22 protein-coding genes are annotated in these 22,175 nt (G+C 68.2%); 17 read left to right on the top strand and 5 right to left on the bottom strand.

Annotated elements, in window-relative coordinates:
- Positions 1-111 precede the first annotated feature (111 nt).
- The 8 genes from adhP (at position 112) to F6B43_RS04810 (ending at position 8,630) form a co-directional block, all read left to right on the top strand.
- Entirely contained in the window at positions 112-1,122 is a 1,011-nt protein-coding gene (adhP, locus tag F6B43_RS04845; protein ID WP_150447731.1) for an alcohol dehydrogenase AdhP, read from the top strand.
- A 70-nt stretch (positions 1,123-1,192) separates the two neighbouring features.
- Entirely contained in the window at positions 1,193-2,119 is a 927-nt protein-coding gene (locus F6B43_RS04840; RefSeq protein WP_246159801.1) for a L,D-transpeptidase, read from the top strand.
- Between the two features lie 33 nt (positions 2,120-2,152).
- Positions 2,153-3,157, top strand: a complete 1,005-nt coding sequence (locus tag F6B43_RS04835; protein ID WP_150447730.1) for an aldo/keto reductase — start codon at positions 2,153-2,155, stop codon at positions 3,155-3,157.
- 97 nt (positions 3,158-3,254) lie between these two features.
- Entirely contained in the window at positions 3,255-4,046 is a 792-nt protein-coding gene (locus tag F6B43_RS04830; protein ID WP_246159800.1) for a glycosyltransferase family 2 protein, read from the top strand.
- Between the two features lie 13 nt (positions 4,047-4,059).
- Positions 4,060-4,359 carry a DUF1905 domain-containing protein gene (locus F6B43_RS04825; RefSeq protein WP_150447728.1) on the top strand — a complete coding sequence of 100 codons (300 nt, stop codon included), beginning with the start codon at positions 4,060-4,062 and terminating at the stop codon, positions 4,357-4,359.
- Positions 4,360-4,449: 90 nt separating this feature from the next.
- Positions 4,450-5,451, top strand: a complete 1,002-nt coding sequence (locus tag F6B43_RS04820; protein WP_150447727.1) for a YihY/virulence factor BrkB family protein — start codon at positions 4,450-4,452, stop codon at positions 5,449-5,451.
- Positions 5,452-5,521: 70 nt separating this feature from the next.
- Entirely contained in the window at positions 5,522-6,034 is a 513-nt protein-coding gene (locus F6B43_RS04815) for a prepilin peptidase (RefSeq protein ID WP_150447726.1), read from the top strand.
- Positions 6,035-6,110: 76 nt separating this feature from the next.
- Entirely contained in the window at positions 6,111-8,630 is a 2,520-nt protein-coding gene (locus F6B43_RS04810; RefSeq protein ID WP_150447725.1) for a glycogen/starch/alpha-glucan phosphorylase, read from the top strand.
- 7 nt (positions 8,631-8,637) lie between these two features.
- Here the strand turns inward: F6B43_RS04810 and F6B43_RS04805 are convergent, their stop codons facing one another.
- Complete coding sequence (locus F6B43_RS04805) at positions 8,638-9,369, bottom strand: glutamine amidotransferase (protein WP_150447724.1); 732 nt, start codon at positions 9,367-9,369, stop codon at positions 8,638-8,640.
- A 63-nt stretch (positions 9,370-9,432) separates the two neighbouring features.
- On the opposite strand from F6B43_RS04805, the gene F6B43_RS04800 reads away from it, so the two are divergent.
- From F6B43_RS04800 to F6B43_RS04790, 3 genes are read left to right on the top strand one after another with little or no spacing between them, the layout of a single operon-like run.
- Entirely contained in the window at positions 9,433-9,963 is a 531-nt protein-coding gene (locus F6B43_RS04800) for a PaaI family thioesterase (protein ID WP_150447723.1), read from the top strand.
- A gap of 9 nt (positions 9,964-9,972) precedes the next feature.
- On the top strand, positions 9,973-10,200 hold the full coding sequence (locus tag F6B43_RS04795; protein ID WP_150447722.1) for a response regulator: 228 nt from the start codon (positions 9,973-9,975) through the stop codon (positions 10,198-10,200).
- A gap of 4 nt (positions 10,201-10,204) precedes the next feature.
- Positions 10,205-10,840, top strand: coding sequence for a CYTH domain-containing protein (locus F6B43_RS04790; RefSeq protein WP_150447721.1), 636 nt, complete (start codon positions 10,205-10,207; stop codon positions 10,838-10,840).
- A gap of 104 nt (positions 10,841-10,944) precedes the next feature.
- Here F6B43_RS04790 and lpdA read toward each other — a convergent pair whose 3' ends face one another.
- Positions 10,945-12,342 carry a dihydrolipoyl dehydrogenase gene (gene lpdA / locus F6B43_RS04785; RefSeq protein ID WP_150447720.1) on the bottom strand — a complete coding sequence of 466 codons (1,398 nt, stop codon included), beginning with the start codon at positions 12,340-12,342 and terminating at the stop codon, positions 10,945-10,947.
- A gap of 9 nt (positions 12,343-12,351) precedes the next feature.
- A complete protein-coding gene (locus F6B43_RS04780) occupies positions 12,352-13,068 on the bottom strand; it encodes a copper resistance CopC family protein (protein WP_246159799.1) in 717 nt (238 codons plus the stop codon).
- Between the two features lie 28 nt (positions 13,069-13,096).
- Between F6B43_RS04780 and F6B43_RS04775 the strand changes: the two genes are divergently transcribed.
- A complete protein-coding gene (locus F6B43_RS04775) occupies positions 13,097-13,576 on the top strand; it encodes a four-helix bundle copper-binding protein (RefSeq protein WP_246159798.1) in 480 nt (159 codons plus the stop codon).
- A gap of 13 nt (positions 13,577-13,589) precedes the next feature.
- Here the strand turns inward: F6B43_RS04775 and F6B43_RS04770 are convergent, their stop codons facing one another.
- Positions 13,590-13,937, bottom strand: a complete 348-nt coding sequence (locus tag F6B43_RS04770) for a hypothetical protein (RefSeq protein ID WP_246159797.1) — start codon at positions 13,935-13,937, stop codon at positions 13,590-13,592.
- A 170-nt stretch (positions 13,938-14,107) separates the two neighbouring features.
- Between F6B43_RS04770 and F6B43_RS04765 the strand changes: the two genes are divergently transcribed.
- The 3 genes from F6B43_RS04765 to F6B43_RS04755 all read left to right on the top strand — a co-directional run bounded on the left by F6B43_RS04765 (position 14,108) and on the right by F6B43_RS04755 (position 15,944).
- Positions 14,108-14,608 carry an FHA domain-containing protein gene (locus F6B43_RS04765; RefSeq protein ID WP_150447717.1) on the top strand — a complete coding sequence of 167 codons (501 nt, stop codon included), beginning with the start codon at positions 14,108-14,110 and terminating at the stop codon, positions 14,606-14,608.
- Positions 14,608-15,294 carry a transcriptional regulator FtsR gene (gene ftsR / locus F6B43_RS04760; RefSeq protein ID WP_150447716.1) on the top strand — a complete coding sequence of 229 codons (687 nt, stop codon included), beginning with the start codon at positions 14,608-14,610 and terminating at the stop codon, positions 15,292-15,294. Before F6B43_RS04765 ends, ftsR begins: the two co-directional genes overlap by 1 nt.
- 92 nt (positions 15,295-15,386) lie before the next feature.
- Positions 15,387-15,944, top strand: a complete 558-nt coding sequence (locus F6B43_RS04755; protein ID WP_150447715.1) for a MerR family transcriptional regulator — start codon at positions 15,387-15,389, stop codon at positions 15,942-15,944.
- Between the two features lie 73 nt (positions 15,945-16,017).
- On the opposite strand, the gene F6B43_RS04750 is transcribed toward F6B43_RS04755, so the two are convergent.
- A complete protein-coding gene (locus F6B43_RS04750; protein ID WP_150447714.1) occupies positions 16,018-16,827 on the bottom strand; it encodes a ParA family protein in 810 nt (269 codons plus the stop codon).
- A 73-nt stretch (positions 16,828-16,900) separates the two neighbouring features.
- Here F6B43_RS04750 and F6B43_RS04745 point away from each other — a divergent pair, with 73 nt between their 5' ends.
- On the top strand, positions 16,901-20,308 hold the full coding sequence (locus F6B43_RS04745; RefSeq protein ID WP_150447713.1) for a pyruvate carboxylase: 3,408 nt from the start codon (positions 16,901-16,903) through the stop codon (positions 20,306-20,308).
- A gap of 49 nt (positions 20,309-20,357) precedes the next feature.
- Entirely contained in the window at positions 20,358-22,169 is a 1,812-nt protein-coding gene (locus tag F6B43_RS19840) for a MinD/ParA family ATP-binding protein (protein ID WP_246159796.1), read from the top strand.
- Positions 22,170-22,175: the final 6 nt, after the last annotated feature.

Raw genomic sequence — 22,175 nt, 5'->3', positions numbered from 1 at the left:
GGGACTTTCGGCCCTGCCCGCCGCCTCCTCAAGGCGACAGGCTCGAAGAGCGGCGGGACCAGCGTGCTCACGCCGACACCGAGTCCCGCACGCGCGTCGAAGGAGTCACCCATGAAGTCCGCCGTCGTCACATCGTTCACCGCCCCTCTGGAGATCCAGCAGCGCGACATCCCGCAACCGGGCGCTGGACAGATCCTCGTCCGTCTGGAGACGAGCGGGCTCTGCCACACCGACATCCACGCCGCGCACGGTGACTGGCCGGTCAAGCCCACTCCGCCGTTCGTGCCCGGGCACGAGGGCGTCGGCATCGTGGAGAAGCTCGGCGACGGGGTCATCGAGCGCACGGTGGGGGAGCGGGTCGCGATCCCGTGGCTCGGGTACGCGTGCGGCGAGTGCCGATACTGCATCGACGGGCGCGAGACGCTGTGCGAGAAGCAGCAGAACAGCGGCTACTCGGTCGACGGGGCATTCGCGGAGTACGCCGTCGCGAGCGCCAAGTACGCCGTCCCCGTCCCCGATGGCGTCTCGTCGATGGATGCCGCGCCGCTCACGTGCGCCGGAGTGACGACATACAAGGCCCTGAAGGTCGCCCGCATCGTTCCCACCGAAAGGGTCGCCGTGTTCGGGATCGGCGGACTCGGTCACCTCGCCGTGCAGTACGGGCGGATCATGGGAGGGTCGGTCATCGCCGTCGATGTCGAGGACGCAAAGCTCGAGCTGGCCCGTGAACTCGGTGCCGACGACGTCGTCAATGCGGCGCAGACGGACCCCGTCGCCGCGATCCGTGATCTCGGCGGTGCCGACGTGGCCCTCGTGCTCGCGGCGTCGCCACGCGTGTTCGAGCAGGCGTTCTCTTCCCTCAATCGCGGGGGCCGCTTGATCTGCGTCGCTCTGCCGGCGGATCAAGAGATGACCGTGTCGATCTTCGAGACCGTTCTCAAGGGCATCTCGATCATCGGCTCGATCGTGGGAACCCGTCAGGATCTCGCCGAGGTCTTCGCCCTGCATGCGGCAGGCCGCACCAGGATCATCGCCGAGACCCGTCGCCTCGAGCAGGTCAACGATGCGATGGCAGAGGTGCTCTCCGGCAAAGTCCTCGCCCGCCTGGTCTTCGAGTACTGAGGAGCCCCGCCTCCCAGACCTTGAAGCGCGCCGAGTTGCGCGAACCGCCGCGTGCGCCGACGATGGGCACGTGGGGGATGCAGAGCAGAGCGACGCGCCGAGCGGGCCGCGCGGACGCCGCGCGATCTGGATCACGGCCGCGCTCGTCGCCGTCATCGGGGTCGGGGCGGTGACGGTGTGGATGCTGCGACCGGGCGAATCCGCAGCATCCGCGCCCGTGATCAGCCCGACGCCGACGGCCACCGCGACACCGACGCCGACTCCGAGCCCGACGGCGACCGGTTACCCCGCGAACGAAAGCGCCTACGACCTCGGCACGCTCCCGCAGGTGAACGTCTTCGCGGTGATCCCCGCCCTTCCGGTCGACACCGACCCTTACGGGGCGTTCACGGGTGAGGACGCCACGGCCCGGGCCGCCGGCGCGCCCGTCTTCGCCGATCCGCTCGGCCAGCCCGTTGCCTACCTGCCCGCGGACTACACGTACGGCGGCACCACTGTGCCCATCATCGAACGACAGGCGAACTGGGTGCACGTACTGCTCGCCGGGCGTCAGGCTGTGCCGTCGCAGGGTGATCCGGCCCAGATCACCGGGTGGCTTCGCGCACAGGACGTCGTCGTCGCACCGCTCGACGCATCGGTCGAAGTGAACATCTCGGCCCGCACGATCGACATCGTCCGAGCGGGCATCCCGCAGCGCATCGCGACCGATTTCGGGTGGGGGGCGGACGCCACCCCGACGCCGCACGGTCGCGCATTCATCATGACGACGCGCGTCGAGCAGTCGTTCCTCTACACGCGGGGCTACCCGCTGGTGTACCTCTCCACCCAGTCGCCGACCATGGACGGTTTCGCCGGTGCCGACGTCGCGGTGACCGCCTTCCACTATCACGACGAGCGGTCCGGCAACGTGTCCAACGGATGCCTGCGCGTCGACCCCGACACGATCACCCAACTCGCCGCGCTCCCGCTCGGCACGCCGGTCACCATCCATCCGTAAACACGCATCACGCACTCATCAAGGGAGCACCACATGCAGCATCGCCCGCTCGGCCGCACCGGCCGTGACGTCTCTGCCATCGGCCTCGGCACGTGGCAGCTCGGCGCCGACTGGGGCTCGGTGAGTGAGGCGGACGCCACGGCCGTACTCGCCGCATCGATCGAACGCGGCGTCACGCTCTTCGACACCGCGGACGTCTACGGCGACGGGCGTTCCGAATCGCTCATCGGCGGCTTTCTCGCGCAGAATCCCGGGCACGGCATCACCGTCGCGACGAAGCTGGGGAGGCGCTTGCCGCAACTGGCGGAGAACTACAACGCGCAGAACTTCCGCGACTGGACCGATCGCTCGCGCCGCAACCTCGGCGTCGACACGCTGGATCTCGTGCAGCTGCACTGCCCGCCCACCGAGGTGATCGAAGACGACGCGACGTTCGCCGCGCTCGACGATCTCGTCGCCGACGGAGCGATCGCGGCGTACGGCGTGTCGGTCGAGACGTGCGCGCAGGCGCTCGCCGCGATCGCGCACCCCGGGGTGACGAACGTGCAGATCATCTTCAATCCGTTCCGGCTCAAGCCCCTCGACGAAGTGCTTCCCGCGGCAGCCGGGGCGGGCGTCGCGGTCTTCGCCCGCGTGCCGCTCGCGTCCGGCCTGCTGTCGGGCCGGTACACCGCATCCACCACCTTCTCCGCCGACGATCACCGCACCTACAACCGCCAGGGAGCGGCGTTCGACCGGGGCGAGACGTTCTCGGGTGTCGACTACGGCGTGGGCCTCGAAGCCGCTGCGGCTCTCGCCGCGAGCCTGCCGGAGGGAGTATCGCTCCCCGCGGCGACCCTCGCATGGATCGCTTCTCGACCGGGCGTGACGACGGTGATCCCCGGCGCGCGCAACGTCGCGCAGGCGGAGTCCAACGCCGATGCCGGTGCTCTCCTCGACGCAGACACCGGCACTGCCATCGACCTGGCGGCGTTCGACGTGGCGGTGCACGAGGTGTACGACCGACTCCTGCGCGAGGCGATCCACCCGCTCTGGTGACTCCGCCGGGCCGGCCGATCGCGGGGCGGACGAGCACCCGCGTCACGCTCCCGCGCGCCCGCGTCCCGCCCGAGAGCAGACGAGTAGGGTGAACAACGTGTCTCTGGAGCTTCGCGTCACGGTCGTGATCCCGTGCCGAGATGACGCTGAATTCCTCGAGGCATGCTTGGTCGCGCTGTCGGCGCAGACCCATCCCGCCGACCGCGTCATCGTCGTCGACAACGGAAGCTCGGATGCTTCGGCCGAGGTCGCCCGACGGTACGGCGCGGAGGTCTTCGATGAGCCGCTGGTCGGCATCTGGCCCGCCGCCGCGCGCGGGTACGACGAAGCGGTCGGCGAGACCGACATCATCGCGCGGATGGATGCCGACTCGCGGCCCCACCCCGACTGGATCGCACGACTGGTGCGGGCGTTCGTCGCCGACTCGCGGCTCGGCGTCCTCACGGGCGCCGCCGAGTTCTACGGCTCCAACCCCGTCGTGCACTACCTCGGCGAGCACTGGTACATCGGCGGGGGCCATTACTGGATCCAGAAGTGGCTGGGCCAACCACTCATCTTCGGGTCCAACTTCGCGATGCGCGCCGCGGTGTGGGAGCACGTGCGTGACCGGGTAAATCGCACGAACGCGCGCATCCACGACGATCTCGACCTGACGATCCAGCTGCGCCCCTCCGACGGCATCCGCTACGACCCCACGCTGAAGATGCCGGTGTCGTCTCGACCGTTGCTCACTCAGCGCGGGCTCTGGCGCCGGGTGTGGAGGGTAGGCACCACATTCGCCGCGAGCTGGCCCGAGGGTGCGGCCTGGCGCCGGCGCACGCAGGCTTACGGTCCTGATGCCGGCACCACATCCTGGGCGCCGCCCGGCCCCGAGCCGGTGGCCGAGTGATCGTCGGCCCGCGATGATCGTGGAGTTCGAGGGCGAGATATTCCAGTGGGAGGCGCGCGCAGACGCCGCCTGGTTCTTCACCTCCCTCCCGCTCGAACTCAGTGAAGCGATCCGCGAGATCCCCCGCCCGTACCGGGGTTTCGGATCCGTCCGCGTCGTGGCGCGAATAGGGCGCTCGGAGTGGAAGACATCGATCTTCCCCGGATCGGGTCACGGTGCGTATGTCCTGCCGCTCAAGAAGGCCGTTCGGGATGCGGAGGCACTCGTCGACGGAGGCCCCGTGCGCGTTCGGCTCGAGGTGCTGGATTCCTGATCCGAATCGGCTGTCCGGCTGAGAGCGGCGCTGTCGCGCGACGCTGTCAAGTGGCCGAGGGGCAGCGAGCGCGCTCGGTAGGGTGGCGCAATGGCCAACCTCATCGCACGCATCACGGCTCGGGCGCTGCGACTCAAAGCCGTCCGCGCCTTCCTGCTCTACAGCGAACATCGTGGGCCCATGCTCGCCGACAGCGTCACGTATCGCACGCTGTTCAGCGTGTTCGCCGGGGTGCTGCTCGGGTTCTCGCTCGCCGGCCTCTGGCTCGCCGGCAATCCCGTTGCGCTGACGGCTCTGGTCGACGCGGTCGACGGCGCGATCCCCGGTCTCGTCGGTGAGGGCGGAATCATCGACCCCACCAGCATCCAGGCGCCCGCAGGGCTCACGATCGCCACCATCGTGTCGATCATCGGTCTGGTGGGCGCGGCCATCGGGGCGATCGGATCTCTGCGAGCGGCGTTGCGATCCATCGCCGACACGGCGAGTGATGACGCCTTCTTCCTCTGGGTGATCCTCCGGAATCTTCTGCTCGCGATCGTCATCGGGGCCGCCCTCGTCGCCGCGGCGGCCGTCACGTTCTTCGCCACCGCCGGAGTCGGTCTGATCAACGGTTGGCTGGGGCTCTCGTCGACCGCTCCGGCAGCTGTCGTCGGCACCCGTCTGGTGTCGATCCTCGTCGTATTCGCGCTCGACACCGTCGTGATCGCCGCGCTGTTCCGTACCCTTTCGGGTGTCCGTGCATCGGCTCGGGCGCTGTGGATCGGAGCACTGCTCGGTGGGCTCGGGCTCACGGTTCTTCAGGAGCTGTCCGGATTGTTCATCGGGGGAGCGTCGTCCAACCCCCTGCTGGCGTCGTTCGCAAGCCTCATCGCCCTCCTGCTGTGGCTCAACCTCAGCGCGCAGGTGATCCTGATCGCCGGTGCCTACATCGTCACGAGTGTTGAGGAGGAGTCGGATCGCGTGCGGGCCCGCTTCGGAGCCTCGACATTCGCGCAGCGGCGCGTGCGCCGCGCCGAGGTCGGCGTTCAGGTCGCAACGGACGAGCTCGAGCGGGCGCGCGCCGTCGAAGAGAAGGAGCGCACGACCGCCTGAACGCGGTCGGATACGTAGTTATCCACAGGGCGCCGGAGCGTACGACCCGACGAGGGCAGACTTGGCTGTCATGTCGGTGTGGCCCGCGATCCTCGTGATCTTCGCGTTCGCGGTCTTCGCGGTTCTCGGCGTGGTTCTGGCCGTCATCGACATCCGCACTCATCGGCTCCCGAATCGCCTGGTGCTCCCCGGCTATCCGGTGGCGATCGCTCTGTTCACGACCGCGTGCGTGGCCGGCGCGCCATGGCTCTCCCTCCTGCGGGCCGTGATCGCGATGGGGGCGCTGTTCGGCTTCTATCTCGGACTCCGCCTGCTTTCGCGAAGCGGGCTGGGGGGCGGGGACGTGAAGCTCGCAGGGCTGATCGGCCTGCACCTCGGATGGCTGGGCTGGGCCGAGCTCGCCATCGGTGCGGTGGCCGCCTTCGTGCTCGGAGGCCTCTATGCGGTGTCCCTGCTGACGGTGGGTCGCGCCGACAGGCGGACGCGTGTCGCCTTCGGGCCGTGGATGCTCGTCGGCGCATGGATCGGCATCCTGCTCTCGGTCTCCCTCGCCTCGGTCCACCCACCGCCGCCCATCGCCTGAGCCATTCATCGCGAGTTCCTGCGGGCGTCGACTCACGAAATACGCTCGTCACCGACAGGTGGGTAGGTTTCTTACTATGTCTCTCGACCCGACGCCCTCGTCCACCGACTCCACATCGCTCCGCGCGACGCATCCGCTCGCGATCGCGCCGGTCACGGGGCCACCGTCGTCCGTCGACGGGTTCGTGCGCGAGTTCCTGAACAACCTCAATTACGAGCAGGGCGTGGCGCTCTCGAGCTCGAGCCCGAACGATCGCTACCTCGCGCTCGCCTACACGGTGCGCGATTACCTCATGGCCCGCTGGCTCGAAGACCAGCGCCGTCAGTTCGAGGTGCAGGCCAAGGGCGTCTGCTACCTCTCGGCCGAATACCTCCTGGGTCGACAGCTCGACAACAACCTCCTGGCAGCGCGTCTGACCGATATCGCCACCGAGGCGATGGCGGCATGCGGCATCGACATCGACGAACTGCGCCAGCTCGAGGTCGAGCCCGGTCTGGGTAACGGCGGCCTCGGCCGTTTGGCGGCGTGCTTCATCGACTCGCTCGCCACCATGAGCGTGCCCAGCACCGGGTATGGCCTGCGCTACGAGTACGGGATCTTCCGCCAGACCTTCGTCGACGGCGAGCAGATCGAGCAGCCAGACGCCTGGCTGACGCTCGGGTCGCCGTGGGAGTTCCCCCACCCCGAGGCCGCGCAGACGATCGGCTTCGGCGGGCACACCGAGAAGTACAACGACGACGACGGCGTGACTCGCTCTCGGTGGGTGCCGGGCTGGACGGTCCAGGCCGTGCCCTACAACTACATGGTTCCGGGCTACCACAACGGGCGCGTCAACACGCTGCGCCTCTGGAGCGCCGTCGCCTCCAGCGCCTTCGACCTGCGCATCTTCAACGCGGGTGACTACGCCGAGGCCGTCCGCGCGCAGACCTTCGCCGAGAACATCTCCAAGGTGCTCTACCCGGAGGATTCGACCCCGCAGGGCAAAGAGCTGCGTCTGCAGCAGCAGTACTTCTTCGTCGCGGCATCCATCCACGACTTCCTCGAGCACAGCCTGTCGGCCGATTTCGATCTGACGAAGCTTCCCGAGCGGGTGATCTTCCAGCTGAACGACACGCACCCCGTCATCGCGGTCCCCGAGCTCATGCGCGTGCTCGTCGACGAGAAGGGCATGGAGTGGGATGCGGCGTGGGCCATCACCCAGCAGTGCTTCGCCTACACCTGCCACACCCTCCTGCCCGAGGCGCTCGAGGTATGGTCGGTCGACCTGCTCGGTCGACTCCTTCCGCGGCACCTCGAGATCATCTACCGGATCAACGACGAATTCCTCGCAGCGGTCCGCGAGCGCTTCGGCGACGACGAGATGCGCATCCGCAACATGTCGATCATCGCGGACTTCCCCGAGCGCTCGGTGCGGATGGCGTTCCTCGCGACGGTCGCCGGCGCGAAGGTCAACGGTGTGGCAGAGCTGCACTCGCAGCTGCTGCGCGAGAAGGTGCTTCCCGACTTCGACGAGTTCTATCCGGGCAAGTTCACGAACGTCACGAACGGCGTGACCCCGCGGCGGTTCGTCCGACTCGCCAACCCGGGGCTGGCGTCGCTCATCACCGAAGCGCTCGGAGCGGGCTGGACGGTCGACCTCGAACGTCTGCGCGGCCTCGAGGCATTCGCCGAAGATCCCGAGTTCCGCGCGAAATTCGCCGAGGTCAAGGCCGCCAACAAGCGGCGTCTGAGCGAAGTGCTGCGCGTTCGCGACGGACTGGAGGTCAGCGACGGCCACATGCTCGATGTCATGGTCAAGCGCCTGCACGAGTACAAGCGCCAGATGCTCAAGGTGCTGCACATCGTCACTCTGTACGAGGGCATCGCGTCGGGACGCGTCGCGGCGTCGGACGTGCAGCCGCGTACGTTCATCTTCGGCGCGAAGGCGGCTCCCGGCTACGTGATGGCCAAGCGCATCATCCACCTCATCAACGCCGTGGGGTCGGTCGTCAACGCCGATCCTCGCGTTGAGGGGCGGCTGCAGGTGCTGTTCCCGCCGAACTACAACGTCACGCTGGCCGAGCGCGTCATCCCTGCTGCCGACCTGTCGGAGCAGATCTCGCTCGCCGGCAAGGAGGCATCGGGCACCGGCAACATGAAGTTCGCGCTCAGCGGGGCGCTCACGATCGGCACCGACGACGGAGCGAACGTCGAGATCCGGCAGCTGGTCGGCGACGACAACTTCTTCCTGTTCGGGATGACCGAGCCCGAGGTCGAAGCCCTCTGGGCCGCTGGGTACAAGCCGAGCGAGTTCTACCAGTCGGACGAGGGTCTGCGCTGGGCGATCGACCTCATCGCTTCGGGTGCCTTCTCAGGTGGCGACCGGTCGACCTTCGAGCCGGTGGTGTCGAACCTGCTCTACGACGACCGCTTCATGGTGCTGGCCGACTACGCCTCGTACATCCAGGCGCAGGCCGAGGTGGATGCCGCGTACGCAGACCAGGACGCGTGGACCAGGTCATCGATCCTGAACGTCGCCCGCTCGGGCTTCTTCTCGTCGGACCGTTCGATCCGCGATTACATCGACCGCATCTGGCACACGCCGCCGTCGCTCTGAGGAAGGGTCAGCGAGCGTAGCGCTCTACGAAGGTCCGCAGGATCCTGCTCGGATGCGAGACCGGGGCGCTGCGGACGGCGGCGAGTGTGAGTTCCAGCTCGTCGGTGGCGAAATACCCGTGGTCTGCGTACGCGTGGATGCGGGTGGTGATGCCATCGACGTCGAGCTCGGGGTGGAACTGCGTCGCGTAGACGTTGTGCCCGACACGGAACATCTGTACCGGGCACCGCGGGGAGGATGCGAGGAGGACAGCGGGGGCAGGCAGCGAGCTGATCGCCTCCTTGTGGCCGACGAACGCCCCGAAAGCCGGCGGCAGCCCTTCGAGAAGCGGATCCGCGGCGCCCGCATCGGTGAGGGTCACCGGCACGACGCTGATGGGCTCGGAGTGCGTGCGGTCGATCGTCGCGCCGAGATGGGTTCCGACCGTTCCCACGCCGTAGCAGGCGCCCAGGAACGGGAAGTCGCGTTCGACGACGTCGCCCAGCAGAGCGGCGAACTCGGCCTCTACCCGCCTCTGGACCGTCGACTTGCGATCGGCAGGGTCTGAGGCGTTGAAGGGTCCTCCCCCGACGAAGATGCCCGAGAGGTCATCGAGCGCGAAACGGGGCATCGCTCCCGCTTCGAGACGCACCCGGATCAGTTCCGTTTCGGAGAGACCGGTATATCGGAGGAACAGCGCGTACTCCTCGTCGGCGGGCACATCTTCGGCGCGCGTGGCGAGGAGGACGAAGGGCTTCACGCCCTCCACGATATCTGCGCCCGTACCGCGCCCCGGCCAACGCGGATGCGAGAGGATCGGTGCATGACCGACATCCGTTCCCGAACCTTCGACTGGGCCGATCCCGCCGCCGCTCTCGCGCAGGCGCAGAGCGCGGGTACCGGACTCGAGGCACTCCAAGCGATGATCGACGGGGTGATCCCGCCGCCCCCGATCGCGAACCTGATGGGTTTCACGCTGGTGGAGGTGAGCGAGGGCGTTGCGGTGTTCGAATGCGAACCGGCCGAATTCCACTACAACCCGATCGGGGCTGTGCATGGCGGTCTCGCCTGCACGCTGCTGGATTCGGCTCTGGGCTGCGCGGGCCACACCACTCTGCCCGCCGGAGTGGGGTACACGTCGATCGATCTGACCGTTCGCTACCTGCGCCCCATCACGCACGAGTCGGGCGTCTTGCGCGCGACCGGCCGTGTGATCAAGCCCGGCCGCCGCGTGATCTTCACCGAGGGAGAGCTGACGGATGCTGCGGGCCGGGCCGTGGCGACGGCCACGAGCTCACTTCTCGTCCTGACCCCGACCGAGGAGCCTCGCGGAGGTTCCCGTGGGCGGGACTAGGCTCGACGCATGGCAATTGCACGTCTGCACGGCGGACCCCTCGACGGACAGCTCCTTCCCCTGGAGACTCCCGACCTCGACTCACTGATCGTTCCCTACGGCGAAGGTCAGATCGTCTACGAGCGCAAGGGCGGGCTCGAGCACACCGGCGAGTCCGACGGACCGACCGAGGCGGAGTTCTGGTTCATCGAGGCGACCGAAGACATCGATCCCAACCCCGACGGTCGAGACGACTGAGGCTGTGACCGGAGCGCACGCGGCACCCGATCATGCCGGCGCGTCGCGCTCGGTCGAGGTCGAGCGGAAGTTCGACGTCGAAGACGCCACCCCACTGCCGGATTGGAGTGCGCTCCCCGGCGTGACCTCGGTCGCGGAGCCCGAGCGGCGCGAGCTCGACGCGCGATACCTCGATACGACGGAGCTCGCGATGGCCGCTGCAGGGTACGCGCTGCGGCGGCGCACCGGCGGTCCGGACGCGGGCTGGCACATCAAGGGGCCGAAGGTCGACGGTGGTCGCGTCGAGCTCGGCTGGCCGCTCGGCGATGACGACGAAGAGGTGCCGGACGCTGTGCGCGCCGTCGCAGCGACGGTGACCGAGGGCGAGCTGGGCACGATCGCTCGCATCCTCAACACCCGCACGGCGTACGAACTCCGCTCCGGTTCGGGAGTCGTCGCGGAGTTCGTCGACGACCGTGTCACCGCGACGGACGCACGCACGGGCGTCGTGCGCACGTGGCGCGAGTGGGAGATCGAACTCGGTCCGGACGCCCCTGCCGATTCAGGCCCGTTGTTCGCCGCGGTCGAGTCGGCGGTGCTCGCCGCAGGCGGCAGACCCGCGGCATCCGATTCAAAGCTCGCCCGCGCGCTCGGCCACTGACCCGCAAAGACCGCGAGACCGGATAGGCGACACGAGACGGAGTGCATCCGTCGCGGTTTCGTCGCGCCTATCCGGTCTCGCGGAATGAAGGGGGCGGGGGATCGCTAGAGATTGATCATGTGCCCGGCGAGGCCGTGGAAGGCCTCTTGCACGGCCTCCGAGAGCGTCGGGTGCGTGTGGACGTTCCGAGCGGCCTCGAGGGCGGTGAGATCCCACTTCTGCGCGAGGGTCAGCTCGGGAAGCAGCTCCGACACGTCGGGGCCGATCAGGTGGCCGCCGAGAAGCTCCAGGTGCTCGCCGTCGGCGATCAGCTTGACGAAACCGATGGGCTCGCCCAGGCCGTTGGCCTTGCCGTTGGCGCTGAAGGGGAACTTCGCGACCTTCACGTCGTAGCCGGCATCGCGCGCCTGCTGTTCGGTCAATCCGAACGAGGCGACCTGGGGTGAGCAGAACGTGGCGCGCGGCATCATGCGGTAATCGCCGAGCGTCATGGTCTCGGCCTTGCCGATCGTCTCGGCAGCGACGACGCCCTGCGCCTCGGCGACGTGCGCGAGCTGCAGCTTGGCCGTCACATCTCCGATGGCGAAGATGTGCGGCACGTTCGTGCGCATGTAGTCGTCGATCGCGATGGCGCCGCGCTCCGTCAGCTCGACGCCCGTGTTCTCGAGGCCGAACCCCTCGACGCGGGCCGCGAAGCCGATCGACATGAGGACCTTGTCGGCCTCGATCGAGGCCTGCTCGCCGCCCTGGGGGGTGTAGGTCACGGTGACCTTGTCGCCCGAGTCGACGACCGTTTCGACCTTCGTCGAAGTGAGGATCTCGACGCCGTACTTCTTGTACTGGCGGGCGATCTCTTTCGACACGTCGGCGTCTTCGTTGGGGAGCGCGCGGTCGAGGAACTCGATGATGGTGACCTTGACGCCGAAGTTGACCAGGACGAAGGCGAACTCCATGCCGATCGCTCCCGCGCCGACGATGACGATCGAGCCGGGCAGCTCACGCGTGAGGATCTGCTCCTCATACGTCACGACGTTGTCGCTCAGCGTCACGCCGGGCAGCAGCCGGACCGTCGACCCGGTGGAGATGATCGCGTTGTCGAACGTGACCCGGTCGACCTGGCCGTCGGCCTTCGTGACGTCGATCGTGTGCGCATCGACGAACGACCCGCGACCCTCGTACTCGGTCACCTTGTTCTTCTTCATGAGGAAGTGGATGCCCTTGACGTGCGTGTCGGCGACCTTCCGGCTGCGATCCCACGCGGTGCCGAAGTCGAAGTGCACGTCACCGGAGATGCCGAACTGCTCGGCCTGGTGGTGGAACACGTGCGCGAGGTCGGCGTTTCGCAGCAGCGCCTTGGACGGGATGCACCCGACGTTCAAGCAGACACCGCCCCAGTACTTCTCTTCGATGATGGCGACCGAGAGGCCGAGCTGGGCTGCGCGGACGGCCGCGACGTACCCGCCGGGACCGGCGCCGAGGATGGCGACGTCGTAATGAGGCATGCCCCAAGCCTATCGCTCGGAGGGACCGTCAGAGCCGGGGGAGGAGGGCCCGGGAGGCGTCGATCCGGGGGTCGTGGAGACGCCCGCCACGCGCGCCCGTTCGAGCTCGGCCGCTCGGCGAGAGCGCGATACGAGCAGGTAGACCACGCCGCCCAGAACCGCCGCGGCGACGACCCCGAACAGGACCCAGGGCAGTGCAGAGGAACCGCCATCCGCTGGCGCGGGGGAAACGGAGGATGTCGGACTCGGAGCGACCGGGCTCGGTGAGGGGGATGCGGTCGGCGCGGTGGTCGCGGAGGTGGAGGGCGTCGGGGTCGGGGTCGCGGGCGCGGTAACGGTGAAGCCGAACTGGTCCGAGATCGGATGACCGTCGCTCGACACGACGCGCCAGAGCACCGTGATCGTCCCGGTAGCGCCGGGCGCCAGCGGCTGGCTGACGACATTGCCCTGGACGACGGGCGCGCCGGCGGCGATCGATGTTCCACCGGCATCCGTCACCTGCACCTCCGTCGCTCCCGCGTCGCCGAGCAGATCACCGCTGAACGTGAGTGTCAGCTGCGCGGGGAGCACATCGACCGTCGAGCCGGATGCCGGGTCCGAGCCGCTGAGTTCGTCGTGCGCGTATGCGGGCGTCGCCATCAGCGCGACCGCTGCGGTCAGGAACAGGGCGGCGACGAGCGCGAAAACACGGGCGGCACGAAACGTATGCGTGGGGTGGGAAGGCACGATGTCGAGCCTATCCGGGGCTGTCGTGGTGCCGACGGTCGCCGTAGCATGGCGACCAGGCGGGCTTTCCTGCTCGCTTGACCACGAACGGAAAGCGAGTGATGCGATGGACATGATGATGAAAGACATGATGTCGAACGACATGATGTCGATGCCCGGCATGGAGTCGATGGACATGACTCTGATGCAGGCCTGCATGGATGCCTGCTCGGCCTGCGAGCAGGCCTGCACGGTGTGTTCGACCCAGATGATGGACTGCTCGCCGGCCTGCATGAACTGCGCCGACATGTGCAACACCATGATGCGGTCGATGCTGCGGATGCAGGGGATGACGCCGGCGGCCATGATGTCGATGCTCGACGCGTGCATGGCGATGTGTCAGGTCTGCATGGACAAATGCATGGAGCACGCGGACATGAGCGAGGTCTGCAAGATGTGCGCGCAGTCGTGCAAGGCCTGCATGGACGCATGCATGGCGATGAAGGACTCGATGATGCGGATGGGCTGAACGGCCCCGCCGATCATCCCAGCAGCACGTTGAACCAGCGGTCTCCCACCGCGAGTACGTGATACCGCTCGTGGACGGCGACCGGCGTCCCGACTTCGAGCGCGTCGGCCGCGCCCGCGCCGCTCCACACGAGGAGCGCCGCACCGTCGGCGACGGTGGAGAGTTCCGCGGCCCCCGCGTCGTCGATCGAGGCGACGATCGCATCGACCCATTCGGACGGGGTCGCGGAGGCCAATCGCGACTGGATGAGGTGCATCGCGTGCCCAGGGGCGAACGTCGAGCAGGAACCGCCGTGAACACACATGCACGCCGCACGCTCACGCACCGTAAGGGGCGGGGTGGGGCGGTGTGGACTCGACACGGCGGTCTCCTTGTCAGTAGGTTCGAATACCCGCCACGTTAGGCGGGATGTCGGGGCGTCACACGTCCGCCGACACAGGACGAAACATTGCGAACGCCCGCCCGGCGCTCTCGCATCGCGCGGTTTTCGCGAGCGAGCGATCGGTTAGGCTGGATCCGAGGAGGATCACCGTGGAGGACAACCGCCAGCGTCAGCCGGACGAGATCCGGCGAGCCGCCGACGACGGTGATCCCGACAGCGGATCCACCGACACGACGCAGACGTTCGGGCACGACTCGGATCTGTCCTTCGTTCCGTTCGGCAGTGAACTGAGCGAAGCAGAGGTCGAGGCGATCGGCGCACTGCCCTCTCGGGCCGCGCTGCTCATCGTGCTGTCCGGACCGACGGCCGGTGCTCGGTATCTGCTCGACACCGATGTCACGACGGTGGGTCGCCATCCCGAAGCCGACATCTTCTTCGACGATGTGACCGTCTCACGCCGCCACGCCGAGATCACGCGCTCGGGCAGCGAGTTCGAGATCGTCGACCAGCGGTCGCTGAACGGCACGTACGTGAACGGTGAGCGGGTCGATCGCTCCCCGCTGGCCAACGGCGGGGAAGTGCGGATCGGCAAATTCCGTCTCAACTTCTTCGTGTCGCCGGCCGACCTGCCGCAGGCAGCGGACGGGTGATGGCAGGTGCTGCCGCCCGCGAACGTTCGTCGTCCGCGGGCCTTCTGAGCATCGGGCAGGTGCTGGCGCGGCTGACGCCGGAGTTCCCCGCGCTCACCTCCAGCAAGCTCCGTTTCCTCGAGGTGCAGGGTATCGTCACGCCCACGCGCACCGAATCCGGGTATCGCAAGTTCTCGCAGGACGATCTTGATCGTCTCCGCCTCGCCCTGACCCTGCAGCGCGATCACTACCTCCCGCTCGTCGTCATCCGTGAATACCTCGCCGATGTCGATGCCGGGCGCGATCCCGCACCGCCGTCGGCCGTGCCCTCGATCGTCGCCGCGCCGCGGCGCTACCGCCGCGACGAGCTGCTGTCGGCTGCCGGCGCGTCGCCGCAGGTGCTCAACGATGCGATCAGCACCGGTGTGCTCACGGGTCAGGACGCCTACAACGACCAATCGGTCGCGATCCTGAGGGCGCTCGTCGCCCTCGACAGGCATGGGATCGAACCGCGCCATGTGCGGGCCGTGCGGCAGAGCGCAGAGCGTGAGGTCGCGCTGATCGAGTCGGCGTTGACGACTCTCCTGCGGCGCACGGACGCAGCATCCCACGCCCACGCTCGCGAGCTCGCCCCGGAACTCGCCAAGCGGCTGGACGAGGTGCGGGCGATCTTCGTTCGCACCGCCCTGGACCGATTGCTCTCCTGAACGCGACACGCCGAACCCGCACACGCGGATGTCGTTGCCGGGGGAGCGGCCCTGATCTAGCGTGGAGATAGACGTCCGGAAGGAGGATGCGCATGACCACTCGTGAGACCCCGACGGGCAGCGCACCGGACGACGCCTTCTCCGCAGACCTCCTGTTCACGGACGGGCTGCCTCAGATGGACGATGAGGTCGGCTATCGCGGGGCGGTCGCCGCACGCGCCGCCGGCATCACCTACCGTCAGCTCGACTACTGGGCACGCACCGAGCTGGTCGAACCCACTGTCCGCGGCGCAAGCGGCTCGGGATCGCAGCGACTGTACGGTTTCCGCGACATCCTGGTTCTCAAGCTCGTGAAGCGACTCCTCGATACGGGTATCTCGCTGCAGCAGATCCGCACAGCGGTGGAGCAGCTGCGCGCCTCCGGCATCCGCGACCTCGCCGGCACGACCTTGATGAGCGATGGTGCGTCGGTGTACCTGTGCACATCGAACGATGAGGTGATCGACCTGGTCAGCCGCGGTCAGGGTGTGTTCGGCATCGCCGTGGGCAAGGTGCTCCGCGAAGTGGAATCGACTCTGGTCGACTTCGACGCACAGGCACCCGAAGTGCTGGACGAGCTCGCCGCTCGTCGGGCCGTGCGCACGGCGTAGATCCAGAACGGCTGCTCACCCTGATCAGGGTGCAGCTCTTCGTCGCGGCCCTGCGACCGATGTCCGGCCGCTCTCAGGCGCGGGCTTCGCCGGGAACCGGGATCCGTCCGGTGCGGATCACCCGGTCAAGAAGCGCGTCGAAGTCGGCTGCGAGCTCTTGAGCGGAGTCGCCGGGCCAGATGTGCAGGGGCTTGGCAGCGCCCTGTGCCTGCTGCAACGACGTGCGTTCGGGCAGTTGGGGGGCGAGCACGAGCGGCCCGAACATGTCGCGCAGCTCTTTGATCCGGAACTGGTGCTCGATCGACTGGGGCCGCACGCGGTTGACGACGATGCCGAGCGGCTGGAGGCGAGGGGACAGACCGCGACGGATCTCTTCGATCGCACGGAGCGCGCGGTCCGCCGCTGCCACCGAGAACAGGCCGGGTTCGGTGACGACGATCACACGGTCGCTCGCGGCCCAGGCCGTGCGCGTGAGCGCGTTGAGCGAAGGAGCGCAGTCCACCAGGACGAGGTCGTAGTCGGACTCGATCGTGGCGAGCGCCTCTTCGAGCTTCCAGACATCGCGGACGCTCGGATGGGGTCCGTCGAAGTTGATCGCGGACGGGCTGCCGATCAGCACATCGATCGTGCCCGGGTGCACCTTTGCCCAGCCGCTGGAGGTGATCGCCTGCCGGACGACCTTCTCTTTGGGATTGGCGAGGACGTCGGCGACGTTGAGCCGCCCGGCGACCTGGATATCCATGCCGGTCGAGACGTCGGACTGGGGGTCGAGATCCACCACGAGAGTCCGAACTCCCCGCGCAAAAGCAGCGGAGGCGAGTCCCAGAGTCACGGTTGTCTTGCCGACCCCGCCTTTGAGCGAGCTAACGGAGAGTACGTGCACAAGGGTCCACGTTACCTTCCCCTAGGCTGTGAACACACTTTGCCCGAATGCACGGCTGCCTTGTGGGGTGTTGATGTTCCGGAAGATCCTTGTCGCCAACCGTGGCGAGATCGCGATTCGCGCGTTCCGCGCAGCGTTCGAACTGGGTGCCCGCACGGTGGCGGTGTACCCCTACGAAGACCGCGGCTCGCTCCATCGTCAGAAGGCCGACGAATCGTATGTGATCGGCACGCAGGGCCATCCCGTGCGGGCTTACCTCGACGTCGACGAGATCATTCGGGTCGCGCTCGCTTCGGGTGCGGACGCGATCTATCCCGGTTACGGCTTCCTCTCCGAGAACCCTGAGCTGGCCGCGAAGGCCGCGGAGAACGGGATCACGTTCATCGGACCGCCGGCGAAGGCGCTCGAGATGGCCGGTAACAAGGTCACGGCGAAGCACCATGCCACGGCGGCAGGCGTGCCGGTCCTGCGCTCGACAGAAGCCTCGGAAGACGTCGATGAACTCGTCGCCCAGGCCGCCGACATCGGGTTCCCCATCTTCGTGAAGGCGGTCGCCGGCGGCGGTGGTCGCGGCATGCGTCGGGTGGAGGAGCCGGCGGCCCTGCCCCCGGCGATCGCCGAAGCGATGCGCGAAGCGGGCGCCGCGTTCGGCGACGCGCGGGTCTTCCTCGAGCAGGCCGTCGTCCGCCCCCGCCACATCGAGGTGCAGATCCTCGCCGACGCGTCGGGCCACACCGTTCACCTGTTCGAGCGCGACTGCTCCGTTCAGCGTCGCCACCAGAAGGTCATCGAGATCGCCCCCGCCCCGAACATCTCCGAAGAGCTGCGTGCAGCGCTGCACCGCGACGCGGTGGCCTTCGCCGAGTCGATCGGGTACGTCAACGCGGGCACGGTCGAATTCCTCGTCGATACGGCGGGCGAGCGTGCCGGTGAACACGTCTTCATCGAGATGAACCCCCGCATCCAGGTCGAGCACACGGTGACCGAAGAGGTCACGGACGTCGATCTCGTCCAGTCGCAGATGCGCATCGCCGCGGGCGAGACGCTCGCCGATCTCGGGCTCCAGCAGGAGAACATCGTGTTGCGGGGCGCGGCGCTGCAGTGCCGCATCACGACGGAAGACCCGGCGCACGGTTTCCGCCCCGACACCGGCCGCATCACCACCTACCGGTCACCGGGTGGTGCAGGCATCCGACTGGATGGCGGTACGACCGCGGCAGGGTCGCAGATCAGTCCGCACTTCGACTCGATGCTCGCGAAGCTGACCTGCCGCGCACGCGACTTCCCGGCTGCGGTCGCGCGCGCCAAGCGCGCTCTCGCGGAGTTCCGCATCCGCGGCGTGGCCACCAACATCCCGTTCCTGCGTGCCGTGCTGGATGACCCGGCCTTCGTCGCCGGCGACCTGAGTACCGCGTTCATCGAGGAGCGCCCTCAGCTGCTCACGGTCAATGCCTCCCGCGACCGTGCCACCAAGCTGCTCAACTGGCTCGGCGACGTGACCGTCAATCGGCCGTACGGGGAGAAGCCGGTCTCGGTCTCTCCCGGCAGCAAGCTTCCCGCCATCGACCTGTCGACGCCGCCGCCCTCGGGCACCCTCGATCGGCTGCGCGCGCTGGGGCCGGTGGAGTTCTCTCGTGCCCTGCGGGCACAGGTGCCCCTGGCGGTGACGGAGACGACCTACCGCGACGCGCACCAGTCGCTCCTGGCGACCCGAGTCCGCACCCGCGACCTCGTCCGGGTCGGACCCCACGTGGCGCGGATGACCCCCGGACTGCTCTCCGTCGAGGCGTGGGGCGGGGCCACCTACGACGTCGCGCTCCGCTTCCTTGCCGAAGACCCGTGGGAGCGGCTGGCCGCGATTCGCGAGGCCATCCCCAACATCCCGATCCAGATGCTCCTGCGCGGTCGCAACACCGTCGGCTACACACCCCGACCCGACGCGGTCGCCCACGCGTTCGTCCGTGAGGCCGCGCAGACCGGGGTCGACATCTTCCGCATCTTCGATGCGCTCAACGATGTCGACCAGATGCGGACGGCCATCGACGCGGTGCTAGAGACCGGCTCGGCCGTCGCGGAGGTCGCCGTCTGCTACACCTCAGACCTGCTGGACCCCGCGGAATCCCTTTACACCCTCGACTACTACCTCGGGCTCGCCGAACGGATCGTCGAGGCCGGCGCCCACATCCTCGCGATCAAGGACATGGCCGGACTCCTGCGCCCGGCCGCGGCGGCGAAGCTCGTCACGGCGCTGCGCGAGCGGTTCGACCTGCCGGTGCACCTGCACACGCACGACACCGCGGGCGGCCAGCTGGCGACGCTGCTGGCTGCGAGTGCCGCGGGAGTGGACGCGGTGGATGCCGCGGCCGCACCGCTGTCCGGAACCACCAGCCAGCCGTCGCTGTCGGCGCTGGTCGCCGCCCTGGCGCACACCGAGCGCGACACCGGCATCGATCTGGCCGCGGTCAGCGATCTCGAACCCTATTGGGAGGGTGTCCGCAATCTCTACAGCCCGTTCGAGTCGGGTCTGCCTGGACCGACCGGGCGCGTCTACCACCATGAGATCCCCGGCGGACAGCTCTCCAACCTCCGTCAGCAGGCGATCGCGCTGGGCATGGCAGATGACTTCGAGCGCATCGAGGACATGTACGCCGCGGCCGACCGCATCCTGGGGCGCATCCCGAAGGTCACGCCGTCCTCGAAGGTCGTCGGCGACCTCGCCCTTGCCCTGGTCGCCGCCAACGCAGACCCGGCCGACTTCGCGGAGAACCCGCAGAACTACGACATCCCCGACTCTGTGGTCGGCTTCATGGCCGGCGAGCTGGGCGATCTTCCCGGCGGCTGGCCCGAACCGTTCCGCACCAAGGTGCTGGCGGGACGCCAGATCTCCATCGAGGTGCCCGCACTGACCGCCGAGGAGCGCGACGGGCTCGCGGGCGACGCGGCAACCCGCCGTCGCACGCTCAACCGCCTCCTGTTCCCCGGGCCGGCAAAGGACTTCGAGACCAACCGCGAGGCCTACGGAGACCTCTCCGCGCTCGGCACGCCCGACTATCTTTACGGGCTGAAGCCGGGGGAGGAGCACATCGCCGAGATCGACCCCGGTGTGCAGCTGTACGTCGGACTCGAGGCGATCGGCGAGGCAGATGCCAAGGGCATCCGCACCGTGATGACGACGCTCAACGGTCAGCTTCGCCCGGTGTACGTGCGAGACCGGAGTATCAAAGTCGACACCCGTCAGTCCGAGAAGGCGGACACCTCGAAACCCGGCCAGGTCGCCGCTCCGTTCTCGGGCGTCGTCACGGTGAAAGTGAGCGTGGGCGACACCGTCGCAGCGGGTCAGCCGGTCGCATCGATCGAGGCGATGAAGATGGAAGCCGCGATCACCTCGCCCGTCGAGGGCACCGTGGAGAGGCTGGCGATCGACGCCACCCAGCAGGTGGATGCCGGAGACCTTTTGGTCGTGATCCGCCCCGCGCATTAGCCTGGAGGGCAGGCCATGCGCGCCTGCCCGTCCTTTGGAGTGATTTGCTGTGACGCCCGACCGATTGGACCAGACCCCCGAGGGGGACGCCGAGAACGGAGTGCTCGCCGACGCCGGCAGCCTCGACACGAGCGCTTTCAGCATTCTCGGAGCCACGACGGAGCAGGTGAGCGTCTCGTTTCCGGTCGATGACCACGACGATCTCGAGGACGAGGGAATCGTCGACGACGAAGTGGCGCCCGAGGCGCTCCACGCCATTCACGGCGAGCACAATGAGCCTCACGAGGTCATTCTCGAGGATGAGCCGGCCTCTGAGGCGGGCGTTCTCGAGACGGGCGTCCTCGAGGCGGGTGAGGTCGAGACGGGTGAGGTCGAGACGGGTGAGGTCGAGACGGGTGAGGTCCTGACCGGCGAGATCGAGACCCCATCATCGCCCGGAGCTTTCGTCGAGGACGCGCCCGAGATCATCGGCGAGTACGAGACCGACGACGACGAAGAGGCTTCCGACCGCGGTGACGACAGCGCACGGCAGGACGAGCCCGTCAGGGCGGCCGAACCGCTGCGTCCCCCGTCGATCGCGGCGACGTACGCATCGCCGCCCGCGGGTGTGGCGCCTGCCGCGCCGACGGCCGACCCTGGCCTGGTCGCCCCCGTGGATGCGACCCCCGCCGCTCGCGCGAACACCGAGCCTGCGGCGCCCCCGACCACGGCTTTCGCGGTCGCCCCCGGCGGTCCCAGCCTCGACCGAGAGCTGTCCACACGCACTCCCACCGGGTCCACTCCGACGACGCGGCGTGAAGCGATGCATCCAGAGCTGGCGGCACGATCAGATCGCGCTCATGCCGTCGAGCGGATTCACCCGAGTCCCGATGTCGCGTTGACGTCGAAGCGGCTCGGTGAGTTCGAAGCGGGGCGTGAATCATCCGACCTGCTCACTCCCGACCGGCTGCTCGACCCGCACCAGGTCGTACGCCCCGAGCCGGAAGGCACCTGGCAGCACCTGGTCTACTCGCTCAGCGGGCACCGGATCAACCTCGGCGACGGCAAGCGCGCGCGTGCGCGCAAGGAACTCGACCGCCGGATCGCCGTGGCTCTGCCGGGCGGTGCGCGATTCGTCCCCGTTCTCTCGCGCAAGGGTGGTGTCGGCAAGACGACGATCACGGCACTGCTGGGAATGGCCTTGGCCGATGCCCGTGACGACCGCATCATCGCGATCGACGCGAACCCCGATCGCGGCACGCTCGCCGAGCGCATCGCGCGGTCGAGCGGCAGGACCATCCGCGATCTGGTCCGCGTCCACTCGGAGGTGTCCGGGTACAGCGATGTCTCCTCGATCGTGGCACGGGACGAGACGCGCCTGGACGTCTTGGCATCGGATGCCGATCCCCGCGTCTCGGAGGCGCTCAGCGATCGCGATTACCACGACGTCGCTGCCGTCGCCGCGCACTATTACTCGATCGTCCTCACCGATACGGGAACCGGGATCGTGCACTCGGTGATGGGAGCCACGCTCGACGTCGCCGACCAGCTGGTGATCGTCTCCGGGCTCAGTGTCGACGAAGCACGACTCGCATCCGAGACGCTCACCTGGCTCGAGACGAACGGGTACTCCGAGCAGTCGCGCAATGCCGTCGTCGTGCTGAACAATTCGCGCCCCGGTGCGCCGCTCGTGCGCCAGGAGGAGCTCGAATCGCACTTCGCGACCCGCGTGCGCGCCGTGGTCCGGATGCCCTACGACCCGCTCATCGGAGGGGGGAGCACCATCACCTTCCGTGATCTGCAGCCCGCAACCAGACTCGCCGCGCGCGAGCTGGCCGCTGCCGTCGTGCAGGGCCTGCGTTCCCTCGCGCCGGCGGCATAGGCATCC

This window comes from Microbacterium rhizomatis, assembly GCF_008710745.1.
GTDB lineage: Bacteria > Actinomycetota > Actinomycetes > Actinomycetales > Microbacteriaceae > Microbacterium > Microbacterium rhizomatis.
Note: the sequence above shows the minus strand (reverse complement) of the source record. Positions and strands in the feature narration are given on the sequence as shown.